Here is a 20,258-nt window from a genome sequence, read left to right as displayed (position 1 = left end):
GCGTGGTCAGAATCCCCGGGTGCGTTTGGCGGCGCGGCGCGGCACCCTCAGTGCGGGTGCCAGGGGCTGCTCGACGCCCGGCCGTTTGAGGAAGAGCCGGGCGATCTCACCGCCGAGGTTCACCCCGACGGCCAGGGCCAGCGCCAGCGCGGCGGCCCGGCCGACCGCGACCAGACCGGAGACGGGCTCGTTCTGGGTGAAGGAGAGCATGCCGAGGTAGATCGCCGAACCGGGCATCAGCGGGCCGATCGCGGCCGTCACGTACGGCAGCGAGGAGGCGTTGCGGTAGCGGGCCATCAGCTGGCCGAACAGGCCGACCAGGCCCGCGGCGACACCGGTGGCCACGATCGGGGAGACGCTGGCGTTCTGGGTGAGCACACCGTAGGTGGACCAGCCCACGCAGCTGTTGAGGGCGACCAGCGGAAGGTTTCTGCGGCCGGTCTGGAGCAGCACGGCGAAGGCGACGGTCAGCACGATCGCGGCGAGCAGCTGCACCGGCGGGTGGCTGAAGCCGGCCAGGCTCTCGCTCGGGTTGAGGCGGGCGCCGAAGTTCAGCCCGAGATAGATGACCAGCATGACGCCGATGATGATGCCCGCGACCAGGTAGAGGACTTCCAGCAGCCGGGCGGCGGCGGTGATGTAGAAGCCGGTGAGGCCGTCCTGCACGGCGGCGACCAGGGCGCGTCCGGGCAGCAGCGCGAAGAGTCCACCGGTGATGACCACGGAGCCGCGCAGGCTGGAGTGGTAGAGCGAGAGGATGACGCCGGAGGTCGCGGCCGGCATCGCGGCGATCACGAACTGGTAGAACTCCGGCAGGCCGCGCCGGGCGATCAGCGCGGCCAGCCGGTCGCCGAGGATGGCGGCGACGAAGGCGTTGGCGAAGACCAGCCAGGCCCTGGCGTCCAGCCGTCCGCCGACCAGGAACGAGGCCGCACCGGCCAGCAGTCCGGTGGCCAGGGAGAGCAGCCAGGTCGGGTACGGGTGGCGGTTGCGGCGGATCTCGGCGAGCCGGCGGTAGGCGTCGTTGACCGAGATCTTCTCCGCGGTGATGTCCCCGACCAGCTTGTAGACGGCGGCGAGCCGGTTGTAGTCGGTGGTCCGGCGGCGGACCACCCGGTCCGCCGTGACCGGGGGCTCGACCAGCGACGGCTGGTGGGAGATCCCGATCAGGGTGAAGGTGACCTGCGGTTCGCAGTGGTCGAGCCCGTACGCGTGGGCGATGCCGAGCATCGCGGCCTCGACGTCCTCGGCGGCCTCGCCGGTGGCGAGCAGCAGTTCGGCGATCCGGAGCGTCAGGTCGAGGATGCGCGGGATGTTCCTGACCGCCGCCTCGGGCTTCTGCTCGCGCTGGGTGCGCTCGTAGGCGGGGCGCTCGGCCATGGGCGTGCGCAGCAGGGTGCGCATCCGGTCGGGCCAGGGTGCGGCGCCGGGGGCACCGGGGCTGAGGGTGGGCACGGACAGGCCGGTGGGCAGGCCGTAGCCGACCGCGCGCCAGACCTCGGGGGTGAGGGTGTCCTCGGCGGCGCCCGGCGGCCGGGCGTCCTGCGGCTCGGGCTCGCCGGGGCGCAGCAGTCCCTCGGTCTCGACCGGGGGCGGCGCGAGCGGGATGACGGTGGGCCGCTCGACGGGCGGCGCGGCGGAGCCGAGCAGGCCCTCGGTGGGTGGCGCCTCGCGCGGTGGTACGGGCTTCGGCGCCGGTCTGACCGACCGCCCGCCCCTGACCTTCTTGCCGCCGCCCGATCGGCCCCGGCCCCGGCCCCGCTTAGGCACTACCACTCCTCGCCGCCCCCGGTGGCGTCCGGCCACCGATGTGATCTTTTGTCCCACCTTGCCTGATCGAACGCGCGAACGCACATGTACGGAGCGGCAGTCTCTGCCGCGGTCAGTCGACCAACTCGTCCACCCGCCGGTCCTCGGCCGCGCGGGCCGCCTGGCGGGCCCGCAGCAGTTCGACGACGACCGGCACCACCGACACCAGGACGATGGCGACCAGGATCGCCTCGATGTTGTCCCGGACGAAGGCCACCCGGCCGAGCGCGTAACCGAGGACGGTGACGCCGCCGCCCCAGAGCAGACCGCCGATCACGTTGTGGACGACGAAGGTCCGGTAGTTCATCCGGCTCACGCCCGCGATGATCGGGGTGAAGGTGCGGACGATCGGGACGAACCTGGCCAGCACGATCGCCTTGGGGCCGTGCCGGTCGAAGAAGGCGCTCGCCTTCTCCACGTTCTCCTGCTTGAAGAGGCGCGAGTCCGGGCGCCGGAAGAGACCGGGGCCCACCTTCCGCCCGAACAGGTAGCCGACCTGGTCACCGGCGACGGCCGCGGCGACGATCAACAGGCAGACCAGCCAGAGCGGCCGGCTGAGGCAGGTGCCGTCGGCGACCAGCAGGCCGGCCGTGAAGAGGAGCGAGTCACCGGGCAGGAAGAAGCCGATCAGCAGGCCGGACTCGGCGAACACGATCGCCAGGATGCCGAGCAGGCCGAAGGTGGAGATCAGGGTCGTGGGATCGAGCCAGGACGGGCCGAGGGAGAGGCTGGTCACGCGCTGAACTCCTGACGGACGGTGCGGTCGGCATGGCTTGTGCAATGAAATGGTAAAGCATTCACCAAGAGAAGAGCCAACGCCCTTGAGTTGACCGAAAGTTGACCATCTCGCGGGAGTGCCGTGACAGGCCCGAACTGTATGGTCTGCCCATGCCAATGCCCCCGAGGCCGCAGAGGACCCCGGCTCTCCCGGTCCTCCCCTACCGCAAGCCCACACCAGGGCGGGACTACTGGGTGCTCGACAACGTGCTCCCCGACGTGGACGCCGTGCGGGCGCGCTGCCTGGCCAAGGACGACTGGACCGAGGGCTACCCGTACAAGCCCGAGACCTGGCCCGGGCTGCGCACCATGCCCGGACTCGAGCCGGAGGAACTCGCCCGGATCGAGCGGCAGGTGATGAAGGCGACCGGCGCGCGCAGGCTCTGGCAGGAGAGTGCCCCCGGCGGCGCCACCCTCAACCACAACTGCATCCAGGTGGTCGGCCGGGACGAGGGCGAGGTCCGCCCGCACACCGACTCGCGCGCGCTGTGCCGGTACGCCGCGGTGCTCTACCTCAACCCGGACGTGCCCAGGGACTGCGGCACCAGCTTCTACCGGCAGAACATGCCCGGCGGCACGCTCGGCGGCAACATGGTGACCGCCCCGCACACCAACCTGGTGGAGGCCCTGGGCACCCGCTTCGTCTCCCCGGACGCCTTCACCGAGGACGTCCGGGTGGCGAACAAGTACAACCGGCTGCTGCTCTACACCTCCAACATGATCCACAGCGCCACCGAGTACTGGGGCAGCACCCTGGAGGAGAAGCGGATGACCGCCGTCTTCTTCTGGATGGCCTGACGGCTGGACGGTCCGACGGCTGCCTGGCCTGACGGCGCGTCGGCGGCGTACGCCTCCGGGGGCCGCGCTCAGAGCCCGTAGCGGTCGACGATCCCCTGGTGGCGGGCCACCTCGACGCCCGCCGTCTCGGCCAGGTCGAGCCAGCTCAGCGGGTGCTCCCAGGCTGCCGTCAGCCGGGAGAGCAGCGCGTCCGCCTCGACCGCCGAGGCGGTCGGCGGCACACCGAGCGCGGCGTAGACGCCGGGCAGCGCGCCGTCCTCGTCCGCCGGGTCGGTGATCGTGTACTCGCCGTTGCTGTAGGCCCAGAGGCCGTAGCCCGCCTCGCCGAGGGCCTCGCGCAGCGCGCCCCAGGCGTCGCCGCCCGGCCAGCCGCCGTCCAGCCAGTAGGTGGTGTAGCCGGCCGGGTCGAGCAGGGTGAGCAGCTCGAAGGCGGGCCGCCAGTCCTCGCCGGACTCGCCCTCGGCGGGCGGCTCGTTGAGCAGCGCGGGACCGAAGACCACGGTGTCCCGGTGGTTGAGCGGCAGCTCCGCACCGAGCACCGGCAGGATCCGCGCGGTGGCCGGACCGGTACGGACCGCGGGGAGTTCGGCGGTGGAGCCGTTGTCCCTGGTCGCCCGGACCGTGACCAGCTGCCACTCCTCGTCGACCGGACCGCTGTCGCTCTCGAACTCGATCCCGAGCCGGGCGCCGACCGACCGCACGGCCGCCCAGTCCCGGTTCGCCGTGGCGGCGGTGATCAGGTGCCAGAGGTCGGGCTGCTGGACCGTCCGGTACTGCTCCTCGGGCGGGGTGCCCTCGGCGGGCAGTGCATGCTCCAGCAGCTCCTGGTAGAGCCGTTGGGCGGTGGCGTGGTCGCCGAGCCTGGTCGCGGCGGAGGCGGCGAGCCGGCGCGGGTTGATCCGGGAAGGATCCTCGGCCAGCAGGGCGGCGCAGTGCTCGCCGACCTCGGCCCAACGGCCCTCGGCGGCGGCCCAGCGGGCCCGCGTCCAGTGGGCGTCCGCCGGGCTGCGGGACATCAGGCGGTCGGCCAGCCGCTTCACGCCCTCGCCGTCACCGGCCTCGATCAGCACCCCGGCGAGCACCCCGACCAGGTGCTCGTGCTCGTGGTCCTGCTCCAGCCTGGCCCAGAGCAGCTCGGCGGCGGCAGCGGTGTGCCCCAGACCGCCCAGCGCACCGGCCAGGTTGAGCACCAGGTCGGTGACCGGCGCGGCGGCCCCCTGGCCTGCGTCGGTCTCCCGGGCCCCCGTGGGTGCCCCCGCGGTCGACTCCGCATGGGCGGCGGCGAGCAGGTCGGCGGCGTACTCGGCCGGGACCTCCTGCCCGGCCAGCCAGTCGAGCAGCTCGCCGACGGGCACCGGGAGCGGCGGGACGGGCAGTGCCTCGGCCTCGGCGCGCACGGCGGCGACCTGCTCGGCGACCCCGTCGGTGCGCCGCAGCCGGGTCAGCTTGCGCTCGCCGGTGGCCGCGAGCGTCAGGGCCACCGTCCGGGCGCCGCGCCGGACCGCGAGCCGACCGGCGATCAGCAGCAGGTTGAGGCAGGGCCGGTGGGAGCCTGCGGTGTCCAGGTAGCCGACCCAGTGGGCGAGGCGGGCGCCGAGGTCGGCGTCGTTCGGGTAGGCGCCGGCGGCGGTCAGCGACTCCACCGCGGTGGCCCAGCGGTAGCGGATGTCCGGGTAGCGCTCGGCCTCCTCGATGCTCGGGAGCTGCTCCAGGGCGAGCTCGGTGCGGCCGAGGGCGGAGAGCATGACGGCGCGGCCGACGGCGAGCTTGCGGCGGTCGTCGTCGTCCAACGTGCGGCGGCCCGAGACGTAGGCGAGCTCGGCGGTGTCGTAGGCCGCCAGGGCGTCCTGGTAGCGGCCGAGCCGGTACAGCGCGGAGGCGCGGCTGTGGCCGAAGGCGAGCGAGACCTGCTGGCCCGCGGCCTTGATCCGGGACTGCGCGCGGTCGAGGTGGACCAGGGCCTGCTCGGCGCGGCCGTCGTCCTCCAGGGTGTCGGCGTACTCGCGGGAGAGGCAGTCGAAGCAGGCGCGGCCGGGCTCGACCCGCTCCAGCGTCTCCTCCAGCACGGCAAGCCGCTCGGTGACGTACCCGGGCCCGTCGATGTTGGCGTGGCAGATGGTGAAGTCCTGCACGGCGCAGACGGACTGCGGGCAGCTCGCGGTCTCCTCGCGGTGCGCGAACTCCAGCAGCGAGACCGCCTCGGCCATCGCGGCCTCGCCCTGGTGGCGCTTGTTCAGCAGGTTCTGCAGCCGCCAGTGGCGCAGGAAGACCTCGACCCAGGGCAGGCCGAGCGCGCGGGCGGAGGCGACGGCCTCCGGGTACATCGCGTCGAGCCGGTCGTTGCGGCCCTCGACGGCGTGCCCGGCGATCTCCGCGAGCGCGGTGGCCAGCCGGTGCTGGCCGGAATCCACCAGGTCACCGTGGACGTCGTGGACCCAGGCCCAGATGTCGGTGCTCATGCGGTCTCCTCCCCCTGCGTCGCATTGTGCCGGTCGCTTCCGGACAGTGTGTCCGGCACCACTGACAGTCCCTCCGGCACGGCTGCGGTGAGCGCCGCCACGGCGGTGCCGACACCCGCCAGAGCGGCCGTCAGGTCGCCGGCCGGGGAGCCGGAGGCCGCCGCCATGATGACCTTCAGCGAGCGCAGCAGCCCGGCCGCCGTGGTGCTGCCGGTGTGTCCGGTGCGGTAGGCGGTGAGCAGCCGGTCGACGGCGGGCGAGGCGAGGTTGAGGTAGAGCCTGGCCTTGACGGTGCCGTCGGTCTTCGCGGTGAAGGCGCGGGCGAGCCGGAGCGCGGCGGACGGGATGCGGGCGTCGGCCTGGTCGTCCTCGATCCTGGCCTTGAGCTCGGCCTCCCGGTCGGGGACCAGGACGAGCGGCAGGCCCGGCGGGTCGAAGCGGGCCGGGACCAGCTGTTCGCCCGGGTCGGCGAGGGCGGCCCCGAGCCAGGCGGCCTCCTCGGCGGGCAGCGGCTGCTCGGGGTCGCGGAACAGCTCGCGGTTGCCGCTCTCGCTGCCGAGTTCGACGATCCGGCAGCCGCGCAGCTGGGCGTAGCGGCGCAGGAACGGCAGCACGGCGTACCGGTCGCCGCGGGCGATCGGTACCTGCATGGCCCGGTAGAGCATCTCCTCGAAGCCGCCGCCGCTGCCGAGCGCGACGTGCACCGCACCGCCGCCGGCCGCGCGCAGCGCACCGGCCGTCAGGTCGCCCTGCGAGGTGGGGACCGGGACGTCGTCGGCGAGCAGGGTGAACAGCCGGTCGTCGCAGAGCGCGGCGCCGAGCAGGTCCTGGCCGTGCCGGGCGAGGATCCGGCGCCAGGCGGCCGGGTGCAGCCGGGCGGTCTCGTACAGGCCGTCCACGACGGCGTCGGCGAGGGCCTGTTGGAGTGCGCGGTAGTGCTCGTCGTGCTGGAGGTCCTCGCGGCTGGCGGTCGGGGTGAGGCGGGTGGACTCGATGACGCCGCCGATGAACCCGGCCCAGCCGGGCAGCAGGTCGCGGGCGTCCTCGGAGAGCAGCATGCCACGCAGGTAGACCGACAGGTCGCGGTTGTCGCTGCTGCCGTAGGTGCCGCCGTCCTGGACCCAGAGCAGACCGACGGCGTCGGTCGAGCCCTCGACGGGGGTGACCGGGAAGGCGGCGAGCGGCTCGAAGCGGCGGCCGAAGGCGGTGGCGAAGCGCATCCGGGCGGCGTACCGGTCCCCCGGCGGCTCGTACCGCCAGGGCACGGGGACGTCGTTGACCGGCGTCTCGTCCTCGCCGACGTGGACCGGGATGGGCAGCAGCACGCAGTACCGGCCGAGCGCCTCGCGCAGCGCGTACTCGTCGGCGAGGTGGGCGTGTTCGGGCTTGAGCAGCAGCTCGACCACGGTGCCGGGGACGGGGCGCGGGGCGACCTTCTCGACGCTGTACTGCTCGCCGCCGCGGCTGCGGTAGCGGTGGCCGGCGCCGGGCTCGCGGTGCGAGGTGGTGGTGACGGTGACCTCCTCGGCCACCGAGAAGGCGGAGAGGAAGCCCAGGCCGAAGGCGCCGATCAGGCTCTGGTCCCCGGTCACCTCGCGGAGCAGCCGGGTGTAGCCGGTGCCGACGGTGGCCAGGTAGGAGTGGATCTCGGGTTCGGTGAGTCCGGCGCCGGTGTCCTCGATGGCGACGGTGCGCCGCGCGGCGTCGCCGCGGACCCGGATCACCGCCTCGGCGGTGCAGTCGGGGTCCTCCAGCCTGCGGCGGGTGTGCGAGTCGTGGGCGTTCTGGACGAGTTCGCGCAGCGCGACCAGGGGGGTGGAGTACAGGTGGGTGGCGAGCACGCCGACCAGGCCGCCGAGATCGACCTCGGTCGTACGCAGATCGCGATCAGGCTGCTGCCCGGACTGGAGACCTTCAGACATGAGGCCCCAGTCTGCCAGTACGACAATCCTTCGACCACCGATTTCAGGCGCTATTCATGCGACGTGAACCGGTCAACTCCATATTGACGTAACGGTGCCTCGTGGCCGGCCTCGCCGGGAGGGGGGAGATTGCCGATTCCCGGTGGAATTCCAGGGGTTCGCCACCCACTCGGACCGGCCCGGGCCCACGGCGCGATATTCCCTCCGGGTGACACGAACGGGGGAACCAGCCGGTGATCCATTGAAGTCAATCGGCCGATCGGTGAATGCTTGTCACGCGGCGTCAGGAACCGGCGCATCCGGGGCGGCCACCCCGTCGGCGTCACAATTCGCACCAGTCAGCAGGGAGACCACCGTGTCCCGTATTCGCGCAGCCACCGTCGTCACCGCCCTCGGCGCGTTCCTCATCACCGGATTCGGCACCGCCCAGGCCGACAACGGCGCCGCCGCCGAGCACCACTCCAACGGCAGCGTGGTGAGCAACGTCGGCTCCGGCAACGTCGTCGGCAGCATCAACGGCAACGGCACCGGGAGCCAGCAGACCGCCACCGGCTCGGGCGGCGGCAACCAGAACAACAGCCTCGGCGTCGCCGGGAACGCAGGTGCCGTCGGTGCCCTCCAGGGCAACGGCAACCTGGCGCACCACGTGTACTACCCCTTCGTCCTCTACTGAGCCGACCCATGCCGCCGAGTCAGTGACCGGGCGGGCCCCTCCCTTCCCCCGCACCCCGGACGCGGTCAGGGGCGGCTCTCCGCCAGACCGAGGACGGCGCGGCCCGACTCGACCAGGACGCCCGCCAGATCGGGCCTGGCGCCGCCCGCCCGGTTCCGCACCCCGTCGTTGACCAGCGCGAACATCGCGTGCACCCGGATCCGCGCCTCCGCGCTCTCGAACCCGGGCCGCACCTGGCGGAGCAGGCCGACCCAGGTGCGCAGGAAGTTCCGGCGGAAGTCGACCGCCGCCCTGCGGTCCGGCTCGGCCAGCCGCTCGGTCTCGCTGAGCATCACGCCCAGGTAGTGCCGGTGGCGCAGCGCGAAGTCGACGTACGCGCACAGCCCGGCGGCGAGCGCCTCGCCGGGTGCACCGCCGGCCGCGATCGCCCCCTCGACCTCGTGCCAGAGCCGTTCGCGGCTGCGGACCAGGGTGGCGGCGAGCAGGTCGGCCTTGGTGTCGAAGTGCTTGTACACGCTGGGCCCCGAAATGCCGACGGCGGCGCCGAGTTGATCGGTACTGACGTTGTCGAAGCCGCGCTCGTGGAACAGCCGGACGGCGGCGGTCAGCAGTTCCTCGCGCCTGGACTCCGTCCGCGCGGACTCCGCCGGGGCGTCCACCGGGCGGGCCGGGCGGCCGTCGGGGCGGCCGTCCGGGGTGACGGCGAGCACCGCGCCGCCGATCTCCTGGAGCAGCCGCTCGAAGCGGCGCCGGGGCGGCGCGAAGCTGTGGTACGAGAGGCTCCCGTACGCGGAGAGCATCGACCAGCAGAGGAACTCGGCGTCCTGCGGGGGGAGTTCGGGCCGGGCGGCGGAGACCACCCCGGCCATCCGGCCGACGTCCTCGCGCAACCGCCCCCACAGCTCGGCACGCTGGGCGGCGGGCAGCAGCCTGGCGTCGCGCTGCCACAGGGTGCCGAGCGCGCGGTGCTGCACGGCGACGGCGGCGAGCGCGGCACACAGCCCGCCGAGGTCCCGGTGGCCGGCGCGGACCGCCGCACGGAGCGCGGAGAGGTCCGACTCCACGGCCCGGAGCAGGAGTTCGGGCTTGCTCCGGTAGTGCCGGTAGAGCGCGGGGGCGGTGATGCCGACCTCGGCGGCGACCTCCGCCATCGAGATCTGGTGGTAGCCCCGCCGGTGGAACTGCCCGCTCGCCACCGCGAGGATCTGCGCCCCGCGTCCGGGCGGCCTGCGCACGACCTCCCGTTCCGTCGTCACGTACGCCCCCTCGCGATCGGCCCCGGCCGTTCGCCCCGGGCCGGCTTTTCGCCCCAGGCTAGCAAGGATTCACTTGGCCGCCCCTGATCAGCGAAGAAGAGGCACTCCGATGCTGGACAGCCGAAGCTACCCGGGATTAACTTATGAGGCGATCAACGGGCACCACGAAGGGAGCGCCACCGTGCGCCGCACCGTGTTCACCGAGGACCACGAGGCGTTCCGGGAGACCATCCGGAGCTTCATCGCCAAGGAGGTCGTCCCGGTCTACGAGAGCTGGGAGGCCGCGGGCCACCCGCCGCGCGACTTCTACCGCAAGCTCGGTGCCCTGGGCGTGTACGGCATCGAGGTGCCCGAGGAGTACGGCGGCGCGGGCGAGACCGGCTTCAAGTACCAGGCGGTGGTCAGCGAGGAGTGCGCCCGCGCGGGCGTCACCTTCGGCTCCTCCGGTGTGCACACCGGCCTGGTGCTGCCCTACCTCCTGGAGTACGCGGACGAGGAGCAGAAGCAGCGCTGGCTGCCCGGCTTCGTCTCGGGCGACATCATGACGGCGATCGCGATGACCGAGCCGGGCGCCGGCTCGGACCTGGCGGGGATCACCACCACGGCGAAGCTCTCCGAGGACGGCACCCACTACGTCCTGAACGGCGCCAAGACCTTCATCACCGGCGGCGTCCTGGCCGACCTGGTGCTGGTGGTCTGCCGCACCGCGCCGTACGACCCCAAGGACCGCCGGGCCGGCCTGTCGATCCTCTGCGTCGACACCACCTCGCCCGGCTACGCGGTCGGCCGCAAGCTCCAGAAGATCGGCCTGCGCACCTCGGACACCGCCGAACTCTCCTTCACCGACGTCAAGGTGCCGGTGGAGGACCTGCTGGGCGAGGAGGGCAAGGCGTTCGGCTACCTCACCCACAACCTGGTGCAGGAGCGGCTGGCGATCGCCGTCGGAGCGTACGCGTCCGCGGCCGCCGCGGTGCGCTTCGCGGTGAGCTACGTCAAGGAGCGCAAGGTGTTCGGCCAGGCGGTGGCCGAGTTCCAGAACACCAAGTTCAGCCTGGCCGACTGCGAGGCCCAGGTGGTGGCCCAGCAGTCGATGGTGGACCGGGCCCTGGAGCTCTACCAGAACGGCGAGCTGACCGTCGCGGACGCCGCGGCGACCAAGCTGTTCTGCACCGAGTCCGCCTCCCAGGTGATCGACAAGTGCCTTCAGCTGCACGGCGGTTACGGCTACATCCTGGAGTACCCGATCGCCCGCCTCTACACCGACAACCGGGTCTTCAGAATCTACGGCGGCACCAGCGAGGTCATGAAGACCATCATCGCCAAGTCCCTGGGCCTGTAGGGCCCACCGACACGCGCGGCGGCCGCGCGCCGACCGGCCGCCGTGTCTCCGGCAGCGGGCTTCCCCCATGGGCCCGCCGCCGGCCCCGCCCACGACTTCCCGAGCCGCCGCACCGAGGACGTCATGACAGCTGTGCTCGCCAAGCTCGTCCGGGTCCGGGCCGCACTCCGTGCGCCCGGCGCCCCCTTCGAGACCTTCGACACCCCGGACGGCCCGCGCTACCGGCAAGGCCCGCACACCCTGCGGGAGTTGCTGGACGCCACGCTGGCGCACGGCGACCGCCCGTTCCTGATCGCCGGCTCCGGCCGGCTGACCTACGCCGAGCACCACGCGACCGCCGCCGCCCTCGCCCACCACTACCGCGAGAGGTACCGCCTGCGGCCCGGCGACCGGGTGGTGATCGCCATGCGGAACCTCCCCGAATGGCAGATCGCCTTCTGGGCAGCCCAGTTGGCCGGACTGGTGGCCGTCCCGCTGAACGCCTGGTGGGAGGCCGAGGAACTCGCGTACGCACTGGACGACTGCGGCCCCGGGCTGATCGTCGCCGACCGCGAGCGCACCGAGCGGACCGGCCCCTGGGCCGCCGCCCACGGCGTGCCGCTGCTCACCGTCCGGACCCCCGGGTCGGCGCACGACCGGCTGGAGGAGCTTCCGCTCGACGGTCTGGCCGCCCCAGAGGCCGAGCCCTCCCCCGAGGACCAGGCCACCCTGCTCTACACCTCGGGAACCACCGGACACCCCAAGGGGGTTGCCGCCACCCACCGAGCCTGGTGCGCGGCCGCCCTCAACCCCCGCTTCTTCGCCCTGGGTTCGATGATCTGCTCGGACCTGGACCCGGCCCGGGTGCCGGTGCACACCGCGCTGATGACCTACCCGTTCTTCCATGTCGCGGCGTTCACCGCGCTGTTCCCGCTGATGGCGAGCGGCGGCGCCGTGGTGCTGATGCACAGGTGGGACCCGGCCGAGGCACTCCGGCTGATCGCCGAGCACCGGGTCACCGCCTACTACGGGGTCCCCGCCACCACGCTCGGCCTGCTCGACGCGGCGGATGCCGCCGGAGCGCCGCTGGACAGCCTGCGCGCGATCAGCACCGGCGGTGCCGCCGCCCCGCCCGAACTGGCCCGGCGGATCGCCCGCCGCTTCGACGGCCGGGTGGAGGCCCGCAACGGCTACGGGCTCACCGAGACCTGCGGCGGCGTGATCGCCAACCTCGGCGCCCGCTACCTGGAACAGCCCGACAGCATCGGCCACCCCGCCCCCGCCGTCGAGATCAGGATCGCCGGCCCGACCGGCATCGCCCTCCCGGACGGCGAGATCGGCGAACTCTGGCTGCGCGGCCAGCCGATCTTCAGCGGCTACCGCAACAACCCCGAGGCCACCGCAGCCGCCTTCACCGACGGCTGGTTCCGCACCGGTGACCTGGCCCGCCTGCGGGACGGCGAGGTCTACATCGTCGACCGGCTGAAGGACATGGTGATCAGGGGCGGCGAGAACGTGTACTGCGTCGAGGTCGAAGGCGTGCTCTTCGACCACCCCGAGGTCGCGGACGCCGCCGTGATCGGCGTACCGCACCCGGTGCTCGGCGAGGAGGTCGCCGCCGTGGTGGTCCTCCGACCGGGCTCGTCCGTCGACGCGGACGGGCTGCGCGACCACGTCGCCGCCCGGCTGGCCGCCTTCAAGGTGCCCGCACACGTGTTCCTGCGCAGCACGGAACTGCCCCGCAACCCGACCGGGAAGATCGTCAAGCGCGCCCTGCGCAGCGAGGTCACCGCCGGGCCGCCGCTCGGACCCGAAACCGGCCGGCCGGCGTCATAGCGCTGCACCGCAGGGCGCGCGGGGTCCGTACGGGGAAACCGTGGCGTGCGGGACGTTCAGCCCGCGGTCCCGGCCGCCTGGGCCCGCCAGGCGTCGAGGCCCGCCTGGGAGGCCGCCTTCGCCTGCTGGAAGGTACGGGCCGCCAGTTCGCCGGGCGGCGTCTCCAGCTGCTGGACCCAGCCCCGCCCGGCGGACGCCAGCGCCACCCCCACGATCACCGTGCCGGTCAGGCCGATCAGCGCACCGATTCCGGTGAGCGCCGCACCGGCGGTGAGCATGCCCCGGTTGACCTGGAATCCACCGATGAACTTCTGATAGGTCGCCATGGCATCCACCATCCAAGAGCACCGCAGCGCCCGCACCCGGAAGCCGCCTGCGGATGGGCCACAAGGTCGGCCGCGCACCTCCCGGCGGCGAGGCGTCGAAGCCGCCGCACGGTTGCCGTCCACGGCGGGACCCGCCTAGGGTCACCGTCGGGGGACCCTCCAGCAGAAGCCGCGAACCAGGAGGAACGCGATGGCCGAGCCAGCCCCCGCCACCGCCCCCGTCGATCTCGTGGCACTCGCCGACGAGCACGCCGCGAAGGCCGCCGCCGACCCGCACGGACGCAGCGCGCACCTGCTCGTCCACGACAGCGTCCTGCGGCAGACCATGATCGCGCTGACGGCGGGGACCTCGCTGGACGAACACAACGCCCCACTCGCCGCCAGCCTCCAGGTCCTGCGCGGACGGGTGTCGCTGACCGTCTCGGGCCGGCAGATCGAACTGAAGGCGGGCCAGCTGCGCCCTATCCCCCAGGAGCGGCACGGCCTGCTGGCCCACCAGGACTCGGTCGTCCTGCTCACGGCCGTCACCACCTAGCGCGGGAGCCGCGCGCCCGACCCGCTACGGCTCGGCGGGCGCCGGTGCACCCAGGACGCTTCCGCCGACCAGGCGCAGGCCGCGCAGGAGCTCCCGTCCGTCCGGCGCCTGATCGGGTGCCGTGAACCACTGGACCGCCAGGCCGGCCAGCAGTGACTGGTAGAAGGCGCCCCTGGCCAGTTCATCCGGGGTGTCGGGCACCTCCTCCAGCCCCTGGAAGAGGGCGGAGAGCCCGAGCCGGGCACTCCGCTGCACCGCCGCGAGGGCTTCCTGCAGCTCCGGCGAGCTCCCCGTCCCGGCGGAGATCTCGAACTGCACCGCCCACAGCTCCCGGTGCTCGACGAAGCTCTCCAGCACCCGGTCCCAGGCGGCGACGAAACGCTCCTCCGGGGTGGCGGCGGCACCGCCCCGATCGGCCAGCAGTCCGCCGACGGCGTCACCCCACTCGGCCACCGCCTCGATCATCGCCTGGATGAGCAGGGCGTCCTTCGAGCCGTAGTGGTAGCCGATCGCGGCCAGACTGACCCCCGCGGCCGAGGCGATGTCCCGGGCGGTGGTGCGTCCGTAGCCCTTCTCGTACAGGCAGCGCTTGGCCCCCGCCAGCAGATCCTCGCGATTTCCCATGGCCTCGATGCTACGTCAGCCATGGACGGATGTCTTGGACAGCCGAGTCAGACAGACGTTCCATGCAGACCGCCCCCGAGCCGAGCGGCCCAGCGACCTGACAGAGTGCGAACAATCCGAAGCCGTCGGCCGCACAGCCGGGGGCTCCCGGCGCACTCCGCACGCGCGCTCCACCCGGCTTTCGGCGCAGTGCGCGCCGCGCAGTCGTCAACGCGGCTCCCGGAGCACACCCCCGACCTGATGCACCAGCAGCCGATCCCGTCCGCACCGGACCGTCCGCCACCCTCGCCACCCCTGCCCCGCAAGGTCAGGGATGCGTCGGCGGCTCCGGGGAAGCGGCCCGCAGGCCGTACGCACCCGGCCCGGGCCGGCCGTGGCGGCAACTCCCGCAGAGGCTGCGGAGCAGGTGAGGGCGGTCGGTGCGCGAGGCCTTCCGAGCGGCCGACCTGACGGAGAGTGGTCGAGACCACATATTCGGTCCCACCTGCAGAACACTTGGTTTTTGACCACCGTTTCCCGACCGGTGTATACGTTCTGCGCTCGCGCCAGGCATACTGGCCAAGTCGGGCGAGCCCGCCCGGCTCTGATAACGGCGAGATATCCGAAGGGACCGGTGGTCAGGGATGCTGCGCAACGGTCTGGAGCCCTGGCACCTCCTGGTGGTGCTGGCTGTCATCATCCTGCTTTTCGGCTCGAAGAAGCTGCCCGAGATGGCCCGTGGCCTCGGGAAGTCCATGCGCATTCTGAAGGCGGAGACCAAGGCTCTGCGCGAGGACGAGACGCAGGCTGACGGGGGCGCCCAGAACTCGACGGCCGCCAACACGGCCACCGAGCAGCCCCGTCCGGCGGTGAACCCCACGAACATCACCAAGGCCACCGAGACCGACAAGTCGGCCACCACCGCCTGAGTCGGCCCACGCGCTTTCCGTCCGGAGCCTCCGGTCCGTCAACTGACGGGCCGGAGGCTCCGGCGTTTCTGCGGCGTTTCTGCAGAGTGCTTCCGGCCGGGCCCCCGGAGGATGGAGTGCCCGTCCCCGAGCCGGTTGGAGCCCCCGGTGCCGTCGCCGCCTCCCGAGCAGCATCCGCAGCCGCGCCAGCCGCAGGAGCCCTCGCGGCGGCACGAGTTGTCGGCGCTGGGGCTGACCATGCTCGGCCCGGTCGTGCTGGTGGTGCTCTACTTCACACTCCCGCTCGAGGTGTTCGGGCCGAAGCATCCGGTGTTCGGCTGGTTCTGCTTCACACTGCTGCTGGCGATGGTGGCCGTGCTGCTGCTGCGGGAGATCTGGCGGGCCATGATGGGCCCGCCCGGGCGGCCCGGGCTGATGATCGCCGTGCTGAGTGCACTCGCCCTGGTCGTCTTCGCCACCGCATACCTCGCGCTGTCCCGGCAGCCGGGCCAGTTCATCGGGCTGCGGACCAGGCTCGACGCGCTGTACTTCACGGTGATCACGATGTCCACGGTGGGCTACGGGGACATCACCCCGCACGGGCAGGAGGCCCGGGTGGTGGTGATGCTGCAGATCCTCTACACGCTGATCTTCCTGACCGCAGGCGCCACCACCGCCGGCCGACAGCTGCGGGTCCGGCTGGCGGAGCGGTCCGTCCAGCCGCGGGCAGAACGGCGCCGGCGGCGGACGGGCGACTGATCCGGCGTCAGTCGTTGTTCCAGTCGTTGCCGGTGCTACCGGTGTTGCTGGTGTCACTGGCGTTGCTGGTGCCGCTGCTGTGGTCGCGGGCCTGCTGGCTGTGCAGGGTGTTGATCAGTCCGCCGAGGCGGTTCTGCCAGTTCTGCGCGGCGGCACCGTCGACCGCATGCTTCTTGGCCAGGTCCCGGACCGACTTCTGGACCGCGCGCAGCACCGTCTCGGCGTCCTGCGGCCGGTGCTCGGCGATCGCCTCGGCGGCGGTGTCCAGGTGGTCCAGCAGCTCGCCCTGCTTGTCCCGGTCCTTGCCGAACTGGGCCTGCGCCACGTCGGCGCGGAGCGCGGCCAGGGTGGCGGCCGGACCGCCCTTGGGCGCGGGCGGGGTGCTCGTCCCGGCACTCGGCGAGGGCGAGGGGGACCCAGGGGTGGACGCGGGCGCCGTCGCGGCCGGCGAGTGGCTGCTCGGGACTGCGGCCTGGGCCGAGCTGTCGGAGGACCCGCCGAGCGCGAAGGCACCGATCGCGGCCGCTCCCGCCACCACCGCGACACCGATCGCGACCGGGACCAGCAGTCGTCTGCGGCGCTGCGGCGGCTCGGCAGCCGGGTCCGGCGGCAGCGGGACGGCCTCCATCAGCGAGGTCGCCGGGCCGGTCACCGGGGGCTGGCCCGACGGCGTGAAGTGCGTGGGCTGCGCGAACGGGGGCGGGGCCGTCGGCGGCAGTACGGCGGTGCGCTGCGGATCGGTGTACCCCTGGCCCGCCGCGTCGGCCGGCAGCCGGGCGACCGGTGCTCCCGCGACCGGTGGCAGCAGCTGGGTGGCGGCGAAGAGGTCCGCGGGCTGCGCACTGGTCGCCAGCAGCTCCGCCGTACGGTCCGCGGCCAGCGCGACCGGAACGGCGGCGAGCAGCTCGGACCGGGCGGCGGCCGCGTCGGCCGGACGCTGGGCGGGCTGTTTGGCCAGCAGCCGCAGCACCGCCGCGTCCAGCGCGGGCGGTACGTCGGGACGGCGCGCGGCGATCGGGGCGGGCTGCTCACTGACGTGCTTGAAGGCGATACCGACCGGGGTGTCGGCCTCGAACGGCGGCTGACCGGTGAGCATCTCGACCAGGACACAGCCGACCGCGTACAGGTCGGACCGGCCGTCCACCCCGGCGGCGGTGGCCTGCTCGGGCGACAGGTAGGCGGCGGTGCCGAGCACGGTGGCGGTCTGGGTCAGCCGTGAGCTGGAGGAACCGGCGCGGGCGATGCCGAAGTCCACCACCTTCACCCCGCCGTCCTGGGTGATCATGATGTTGCCGGGCTTGATGTCCCGGTGCACGAGCCCTGCCGCGTGGGCGACCTCCAGCGCCTCGCAGACGGCAGCGGCGATACCGACGGACCGCTCGACCGGCAGCCGTCCGAGTTCGGCGATCAGCCGGCTGAGCGGCTGGCCGTGCACCAGCTCCATCACGATGTACGGGGAGCCCTGGTCCACGCCGGAGTCGAAGACGGTGACGATGCGCGGGTGGACCAGCATCGCGGCGTGCTGGGCCTCGCGGCCGAAGCGGTCGGCGAAGCGCGGGTCGTCGGCCAGACCGCCGTTGAGCACCTTGACCGCGACCGCTCGTCCGAGCACCCGGTCGTGGCCGCGCCAGACGGTGGCCATCCCACCGACGCCGAGTATCTCCTCCAGTACGTAACGCCCGTTCAACGCACGTCCGATCACCTGGCACCACTCCCCTCGGGTCCACCGGCCGGAGGCTTCGGACCGCCTCGTGCACCTGTGCACGATAGCCGCCGATTCCACGCTCCGCGCACGGTGCCACCCGGCGCACCGCCGGGGCGGTCGCCGCCAAAGGGCCCACCGGCCGGGCAGCGGTCCGGAGTTGAGCCCGCGACGGGGCAGGTGGATCCGGGTGGGCGGACGCGGCCCGGGGGAACCTCGCCCACCCACCCGGAGCTTTCGGACCGGGCGGCCGGTGGACACGGGGGAGCCCACCGACCGCCCGGGATCAGGGAGTTGCAGCCGTGGCGCGGCCTGTCGCGCCCTCCTGCGAGGGCGCGCCGCCGCCGTGCCGTTCGCGCTGCAACCGGACGGGCAATGGGCCCGGGGGGTTTCGCCCACTGCCCGTCCGGAGTCTCAGCGGCTCACCTCTCCGAGCCGTTCTCGGAGTTCCCACCGGCCCCGCCGCCCCCGCCGTTCCCACCGGGGAGCCCCGGGGAACCGGTCGGCTTGGGATCCTGCGCGGGCCGGGTCGGGTCGAGCGGAAACCTGCTCGGCAGACCCAGGGTGCGGCCGGGATCGGGGGCGGGGGCCGGTGCGACGCTCCGGCCGCCGTGGCTGCCCTTGCCCTCCGCGTTCCCGGCGCCGGCGGCGACGGCCGTGCAGTAGCCGTCGACCTGGTCCGCGCCGCCTGCGGCCAGCACCAGCGGCGCGAGCGGCGCCTCCCTGAGCAGCGGACGGGGGCGGTCGCCGGAGGCCAGCCGGTCGGTGTAGAGGTGGCAGAGCCGGAGCAGCTGGGCCTCGACGCTCTCGTCCCCGCTCCGGCCGTCCGGACGACCGGTGCCCGTACCCGTGGCCGCGCCCGGGTCCGGGTCCGCGCCGGGAGTGCCGGGCCTGCCCGCACTCGGCGGCGGGGACGACGGGGCGATGCCGTTCAGCCTCGGCTGGCCGGAAGCCGTGCCGCCCGGGCCGGACCGCGCGGTGGAGCCGTCGAAGGCCGGCGAGGTGGCGCGGGCGACCGACCGGCCGCCGTCGCCCGCCGGTCCACGCAGGGCGGCCGGCAGGTGCCCGGTACCGGCGGCGACGGCCACGCCGCCGAGCGCGGTGGCGGTGAACGCGACAGCGACGGCCTTCGCACTGAAGGCCCGCGCCGGCGCGGTGTCCAGCATCGTTCGTCTCCGGGGTTTCGGGGCAGGGTTGCGACGGGCCTCCCGGAACGCGGTCAGGGCGGCCTCCTCCCCGGGCAGCACGCCGTTCGCGTCGGGCGCTCCGTCCACCGCCGACGGGGCGGCAGCGGCGGCGAGCAGCCCGGCGAGGGCGGCCTGACCGGTGAGGGGGGCCTGACCGGCCGACGTGTCGACCGCGACACCGCCGAGCAGCTGCTCGGCGGTGTCGCGGTCGATCCGGCGGGATCGGTTGGTGCTCATCTCATGTCCTTCAGCGTCGCGGCTCTGGCGCGTGTCACACCCTGTGCGGAAGTTTTCGAGGAGTCCCGCTTCCCGGCCTCCGGGCTTCCGTCCCGGTCTCCTCCACGGTCGCCCTCCCGGTCGGCGTCGCGGTCGCCCTCCCGCCCGCCTTCGCGCTGCGGCGGTACGGCACGTCGGCTCGGAATGCCGAGGTCGGCCCCGCCGGCCTGGTCGAGCAGCTTGGCCAGCTTGCGCAGTCCCCGGTGGGAGGCCATCCGTACGCTGCCGGAGCGCTTGCCGAGGACCCGCGCGGCGGCGGCCGCGTCCAGGTCGAGCACCACCCTGAGCAGGACCGCCTCGGCCTGGTCCCTGGGCAGGCGGGCGATCAGGGCCAGCGCATCGGCGGTGGCGACGGTGGCCAGTGCGGACCCCGCGGTGTCCTCGGCGGCGGCCAGTTCGGTGAGGTACTCGACCGGGAGGTCGGCGACCGGACGGCGGCGCACCCGCCGCAGGTGGTCCAGGGCCCGGTTGCGGGCGATGGTGGCGGCCCAGCCCCGGAAGCCGTCCCCGTCACCGGTGAAGCCGCCGAGATCGCGGGCGATCTGCAGCCAGGTCTCGGAGGCGATGTCCTCGGCGTCCTCCGGTCCGCCGCCGACCAGCAGCCGCAGATAGCGGAGCAGCCCCGGCTGGACGACACGGAACAGCAGCCGGAACGCGTCCTCGTCCCCCTGCTGGGCCGCCCGTACGGCGATCGCGAGGTCGACCGGACGGCCTGTCGGCAGTGGATCGTCCGGTGGTCCCGACCGGCCCGGGGTGGTCGGGGGGCCGGGCGGTATCGGGCCGCCGACGGTGTGGTCGGCGTCCGTCCCCTGAGGTTCTGCACTGTGCACCCGCCACATCATGCGCCATCCCGCCCGGAGCGGATCGCGGGCGGTGTCTCCACGGACGCGGAAAGCTACCCGGAGCGCCACCGCCGTGTTCGAGCAGGCCCGGCGCCGTCCGCTCCGGATGGCTCGTCGCGGCGCCGAGGAGCACCCTTGCCAGGAGGGACACGGCGTGGCCCGGATAAGCCGGGGCGGGGCGAAAGCCCCTGCTCAGCGGGACGAATGTCCTGAGCGCTGCGGTCCTTGGCCCGCGCCCGCCGGGGTCGGCCCGGTCCTACTTTGGCAGGGAC

At 73.4% G+C, this 20,258-nt stretch carries 17 protein-coding genes; 7 read left to right on the top strand and 10 right to left on the bottom strand.

Annotated features, from left to right (window positions below; translation table 11 throughout):
* Nucleotides 1–6: 6 nt before the first annotated feature.
* Both UK12_RS03875 and UK12_RS03870 read right to left on the bottom strand, forming a co-directional pair.
* Nucleotides 7–1,770 (bottom strand): threonine/serine ThrE exporter family protein, encoded by a 1,764-nt coding sequence (locus UK12_RS03875; protein WP_231591026.1) that lies wholly within the window; start codon nt 1,768–1,770, stop codon nt 7–9.
* 112 nt (nt 1,771–1,882) lie between these two features.
* On the bottom strand, nt 1,883–2,545 hold the full coding sequence (locus UK12_RS03870) for a DedA family protein (RefSeq protein ID WP_045299443.1): 663 nt from the start codon (nt 2,543–2,545) through the stop codon (nt 1,883–1,885).
* 152 nt (nt 2,546–2,697) lie between these two features.
* Between UK12_RS03870 and UK12_RS03865 the strand changes: the two genes are divergently transcribed.
* Entirely contained in the window at nt 2,698–3,384 is a 687-nt protein-coding gene (locus UK12_RS03865; RefSeq protein ID WP_197084530.1) for a DUF6445 family protein, read from the top strand.
* Nucleotides 3,385–3,452: 68 nt separating this feature from the next.
* Here the strand turns inward: UK12_RS03865 and UK12_RS03860 are convergent, their stop codons facing one another.
* Both UK12_RS03860 and UK12_RS03855 read right to left on the bottom strand, forming a co-directional pair.
* Nucleotides 3,453–5,843, bottom strand: coding sequence for a tetratricopeptide repeat protein (locus tag UK12_RS03860; protein WP_045299439.1), 2,391 nt, complete (start codon nt 5,841–5,843; stop codon nt 3,453–3,455).
* Nucleotides 5,840–7,765 carry an ATP-binding protein gene (locus tag UK12_RS03855; protein WP_045299437.1) on the bottom strand — a complete coding sequence of 642 codons (1,926 nt, stop codon included), beginning with the start codon at nt 7,763–7,765 and terminating at the stop codon, nt 5,840–5,842. Before UK12_RS03855 ends, UK12_RS03860 begins: the two co-directional genes overlap by 4 nt.
* A gap of 355 nt (nt 7,766–8,120) precedes the next feature.
* Here UK12_RS03855 and UK12_RS03850 point away from each other — a divergent pair, with 355 nt between their 5' ends.
* Nucleotides 8,121–8,438, top strand: a complete 318-nt coding sequence (locus UK12_RS03850) for a hypothetical protein (RefSeq protein WP_045299436.1) — start codon at nt 8,121–8,123, stop codon at nt 8,436–8,438.
* A 65-nt stretch (nt 8,439–8,503) separates the two neighbouring features.
* On the opposite strand, the gene UK12_RS03845 is transcribed toward UK12_RS03850, so the two are convergent.
* Nucleotides 8,504–9,694, bottom strand: coding sequence for a TetR/AcrR family transcriptional regulator (locus UK12_RS03845; RefSeq protein ID WP_045299435.1), 1,191 nt, complete (start codon nt 9,692–9,694; stop codon nt 8,504–8,506).
* A gap of 109 nt (nt 9,695–9,803) precedes the next feature.
* Here UK12_RS03845 and UK12_RS03840 point away from each other — a divergent pair, with 109 nt between their 5' ends.
* Entirely contained in the window at nt 9,804–11,033 is a 1,230-nt protein-coding gene (locus UK12_RS03840) for an acyl-CoA dehydrogenase family protein (protein ID WP_331386631.1), read from the top strand.
* Between the two features lie 123 nt (nt 11,034–11,156).
* Nucleotides 11,157–12,848, top strand: a complete 1,692-nt coding sequence (locus UK12_RS03835) for a class I adenylate-forming enzyme family protein (RefSeq protein WP_045299432.1) — start codon at nt 11,157–11,159, stop codon at nt 12,846–12,848.
* A 56-nt stretch (nt 12,849–12,904) separates the two neighbouring features.
* Here UK12_RS03835 and UK12_RS03830 read toward each other — a convergent pair whose 3' ends face one another.
* Nucleotides 12,905–13,174 carry a hypothetical protein gene (locus UK12_RS03830; protein ID WP_045299430.1) on the bottom strand — a complete coding sequence of 90 codons (270 nt, stop codon included), beginning with the start codon at nt 13,172–13,174 and terminating at the stop codon, nt 12,905–12,907.
* 190 nt (nt 13,175–13,364) lie between these two features.
* On the opposite strand from UK12_RS03830, the gene UK12_RS03825 reads away from it, so the two are divergent.
* Nucleotides 13,365–13,709 (top strand): cupin, encoded by a 345-nt coding sequence (locus UK12_RS03825; RefSeq protein ID WP_045299428.1) that lies wholly within the window; start codon nt 13,365–13,367, stop codon nt 13,707–13,709.
* Between the two features lie 24 nt (nt 13,710–13,733).
* Here the strand turns inward: UK12_RS03825 and UK12_RS03820 are convergent, their stop codons facing one another.
* Complete coding sequence (locus UK12_RS03820) at nt 13,734–14,333, bottom strand: TetR/AcrR family transcriptional regulator (protein ID WP_045299426.1); 600 nt, start codon at nt 14,331–14,333, stop codon at nt 13,734–13,736.
* Nucleotides 14,334–14,956: 623 nt separating this feature from the next.
* Here UK12_RS03820 and tatA point away from each other — a divergent pair.
* On the top strand, nt 14,957–15,241 hold the full coding sequence (tatA, locus tag UK12_RS03815; RefSeq protein ID WP_045299424.1) for a Sec-independent protein translocase subunit TatA: 285 nt from the start codon (nt 14,957–14,959) through the stop codon (nt 15,239–15,241).
* Nucleotides 15,242–15,388: 147 nt separating this feature from the next.
* The gene (locus UK12_RS03810; protein WP_197084529.1) at nt 15,389–15,979 is read left to right on the top strand and encodes a potassium channel family protein; all 591 of its coding nucleotides are present in this window, start codon (nt 15,389–15,391) and stop codon (nt 15,977–15,979) included.
* A gap of 7 nt (nt 15,980–15,986) precedes the next feature.
* Here UK12_RS03810 and UK12_RS36290 read toward each other — a convergent pair whose 3' ends face one another.
* The 3 genes from UK12_RS36290 to UK12_RS37440 all read right to left on the bottom strand — a co-directional run bounded on the left by UK12_RS36290 (nt 15,987) and on the right by UK12_RS37440 (nt 19,974).
* Nucleotides 15,987–17,681 (bottom strand): protein kinase domain-containing protein, encoded by a 1,695-nt coding sequence (locus UK12_RS36290; RefSeq protein ID WP_156178517.1) that lies wholly within the window; start codon nt 17,679–17,681, stop codon nt 15,987–15,989.
* 422 nt (nt 17,682–18,103) lie between these two features.
* Entirely contained in the window at nt 18,104–19,105 is a 1,002-nt protein-coding gene (locus UK12_RS36285; protein ID WP_052681482.1) for a hypothetical protein, read from the bottom strand.
* Nucleotides 19,102–19,974 carry an RNA polymerase sigma factor gene (locus tag UK12_RS37440; protein WP_197084528.1) on the bottom strand — a complete coding sequence of 291 codons (873 nt, stop codon included), beginning with the start codon at nt 19,972–19,974 and terminating at the stop codon, nt 19,102–19,104. The genes UK12_RS36285 and UK12_RS37440 overlap by 4 nt, the downstream gene beginning before the upstream one ends.
* Nucleotides 19,975–20,258 lie beyond the last annotated feature (284 nt).

Origin of the sequence: Saccharothrix sp. ST-888, assembly GCF_000955975.1 — a bacterium.
Lineage (GTDB): Bacteria > Actinomycetota > Actinomycetes > Streptomycetales > Streptomycetaceae > Kitasatospora.
Note: the sequence above shows the minus strand (reverse complement) of the source record. Positions and strands in the feature narration are given on the sequence as shown.

Coding starts and splice junctions, on each gene's coding strand:
- UK12_RS03830 (WP_045299430.1), bottom strand. CDS start 13,174: ATGGCGACCTATCAGAAGTTCATCGGTGGATTCCAGGTCAACCGGGGC.
- UK12_RS03855 (WP_045299437.1), bottom strand. CDS start 7,765: ATGTCTGAAGGTCTCCAGTCCGGGCAGCAGCCTGATCGCGATCTGCGT.
- tatA (WP_045299424.1), top strand. CDS start 14,957: ATGCTGCGCAACGGTCTGGAGCCCTGGCACCTCCTGGTGGTGCTGGCT.
- UK12_RS03825 (WP_045299428.1), top strand. CDS start 13,365: ATGGCCGAGCCAGCCCCCGCCACCGCCCCCGTCGATCTCGTGGCACTC.
- UK12_RS03835 (WP_045299432.1), top strand. CDS start 11,157: ATGACAGCTGTGCTCGCCAAGCTCGTCCGGGTCCGGGCCGCACTCCGT.
- UK12_RS03860 (WP_045299439.1), bottom strand. CDS start 5,843: ATGAGCACCGACATCTGGGCCTGGGTCCACGACGTCCACGGTGACCTG.
- UK12_RS36285 (WP_052681482.1), bottom strand. CDS start 19,105: ATGAGCACCAACCGATCCCGCCGGATCGACCGCGACACCGCCGAGCAG.
- UK12_RS03865 (WP_197084530.1), top strand. CDS start 2,698: ATGCCAATGCCCCCGAGGCCGCAGAGGACCCCGGCTCTCCCGGTCCTC.
- UK12_RS03820 (WP_045299426.1), bottom strand. CDS start 14,333: ATGGGAAATCGCGAGGATCTGCTGGCGGGGGCCAAGCGCTGCCTGTAC.
- UK12_RS03840 (WP_331386631.1), top strand. CDS start 9,804: ATGCTGGACAGCCGAAGCTACCCGGGATTAACTTATGAGGCGATCAAC.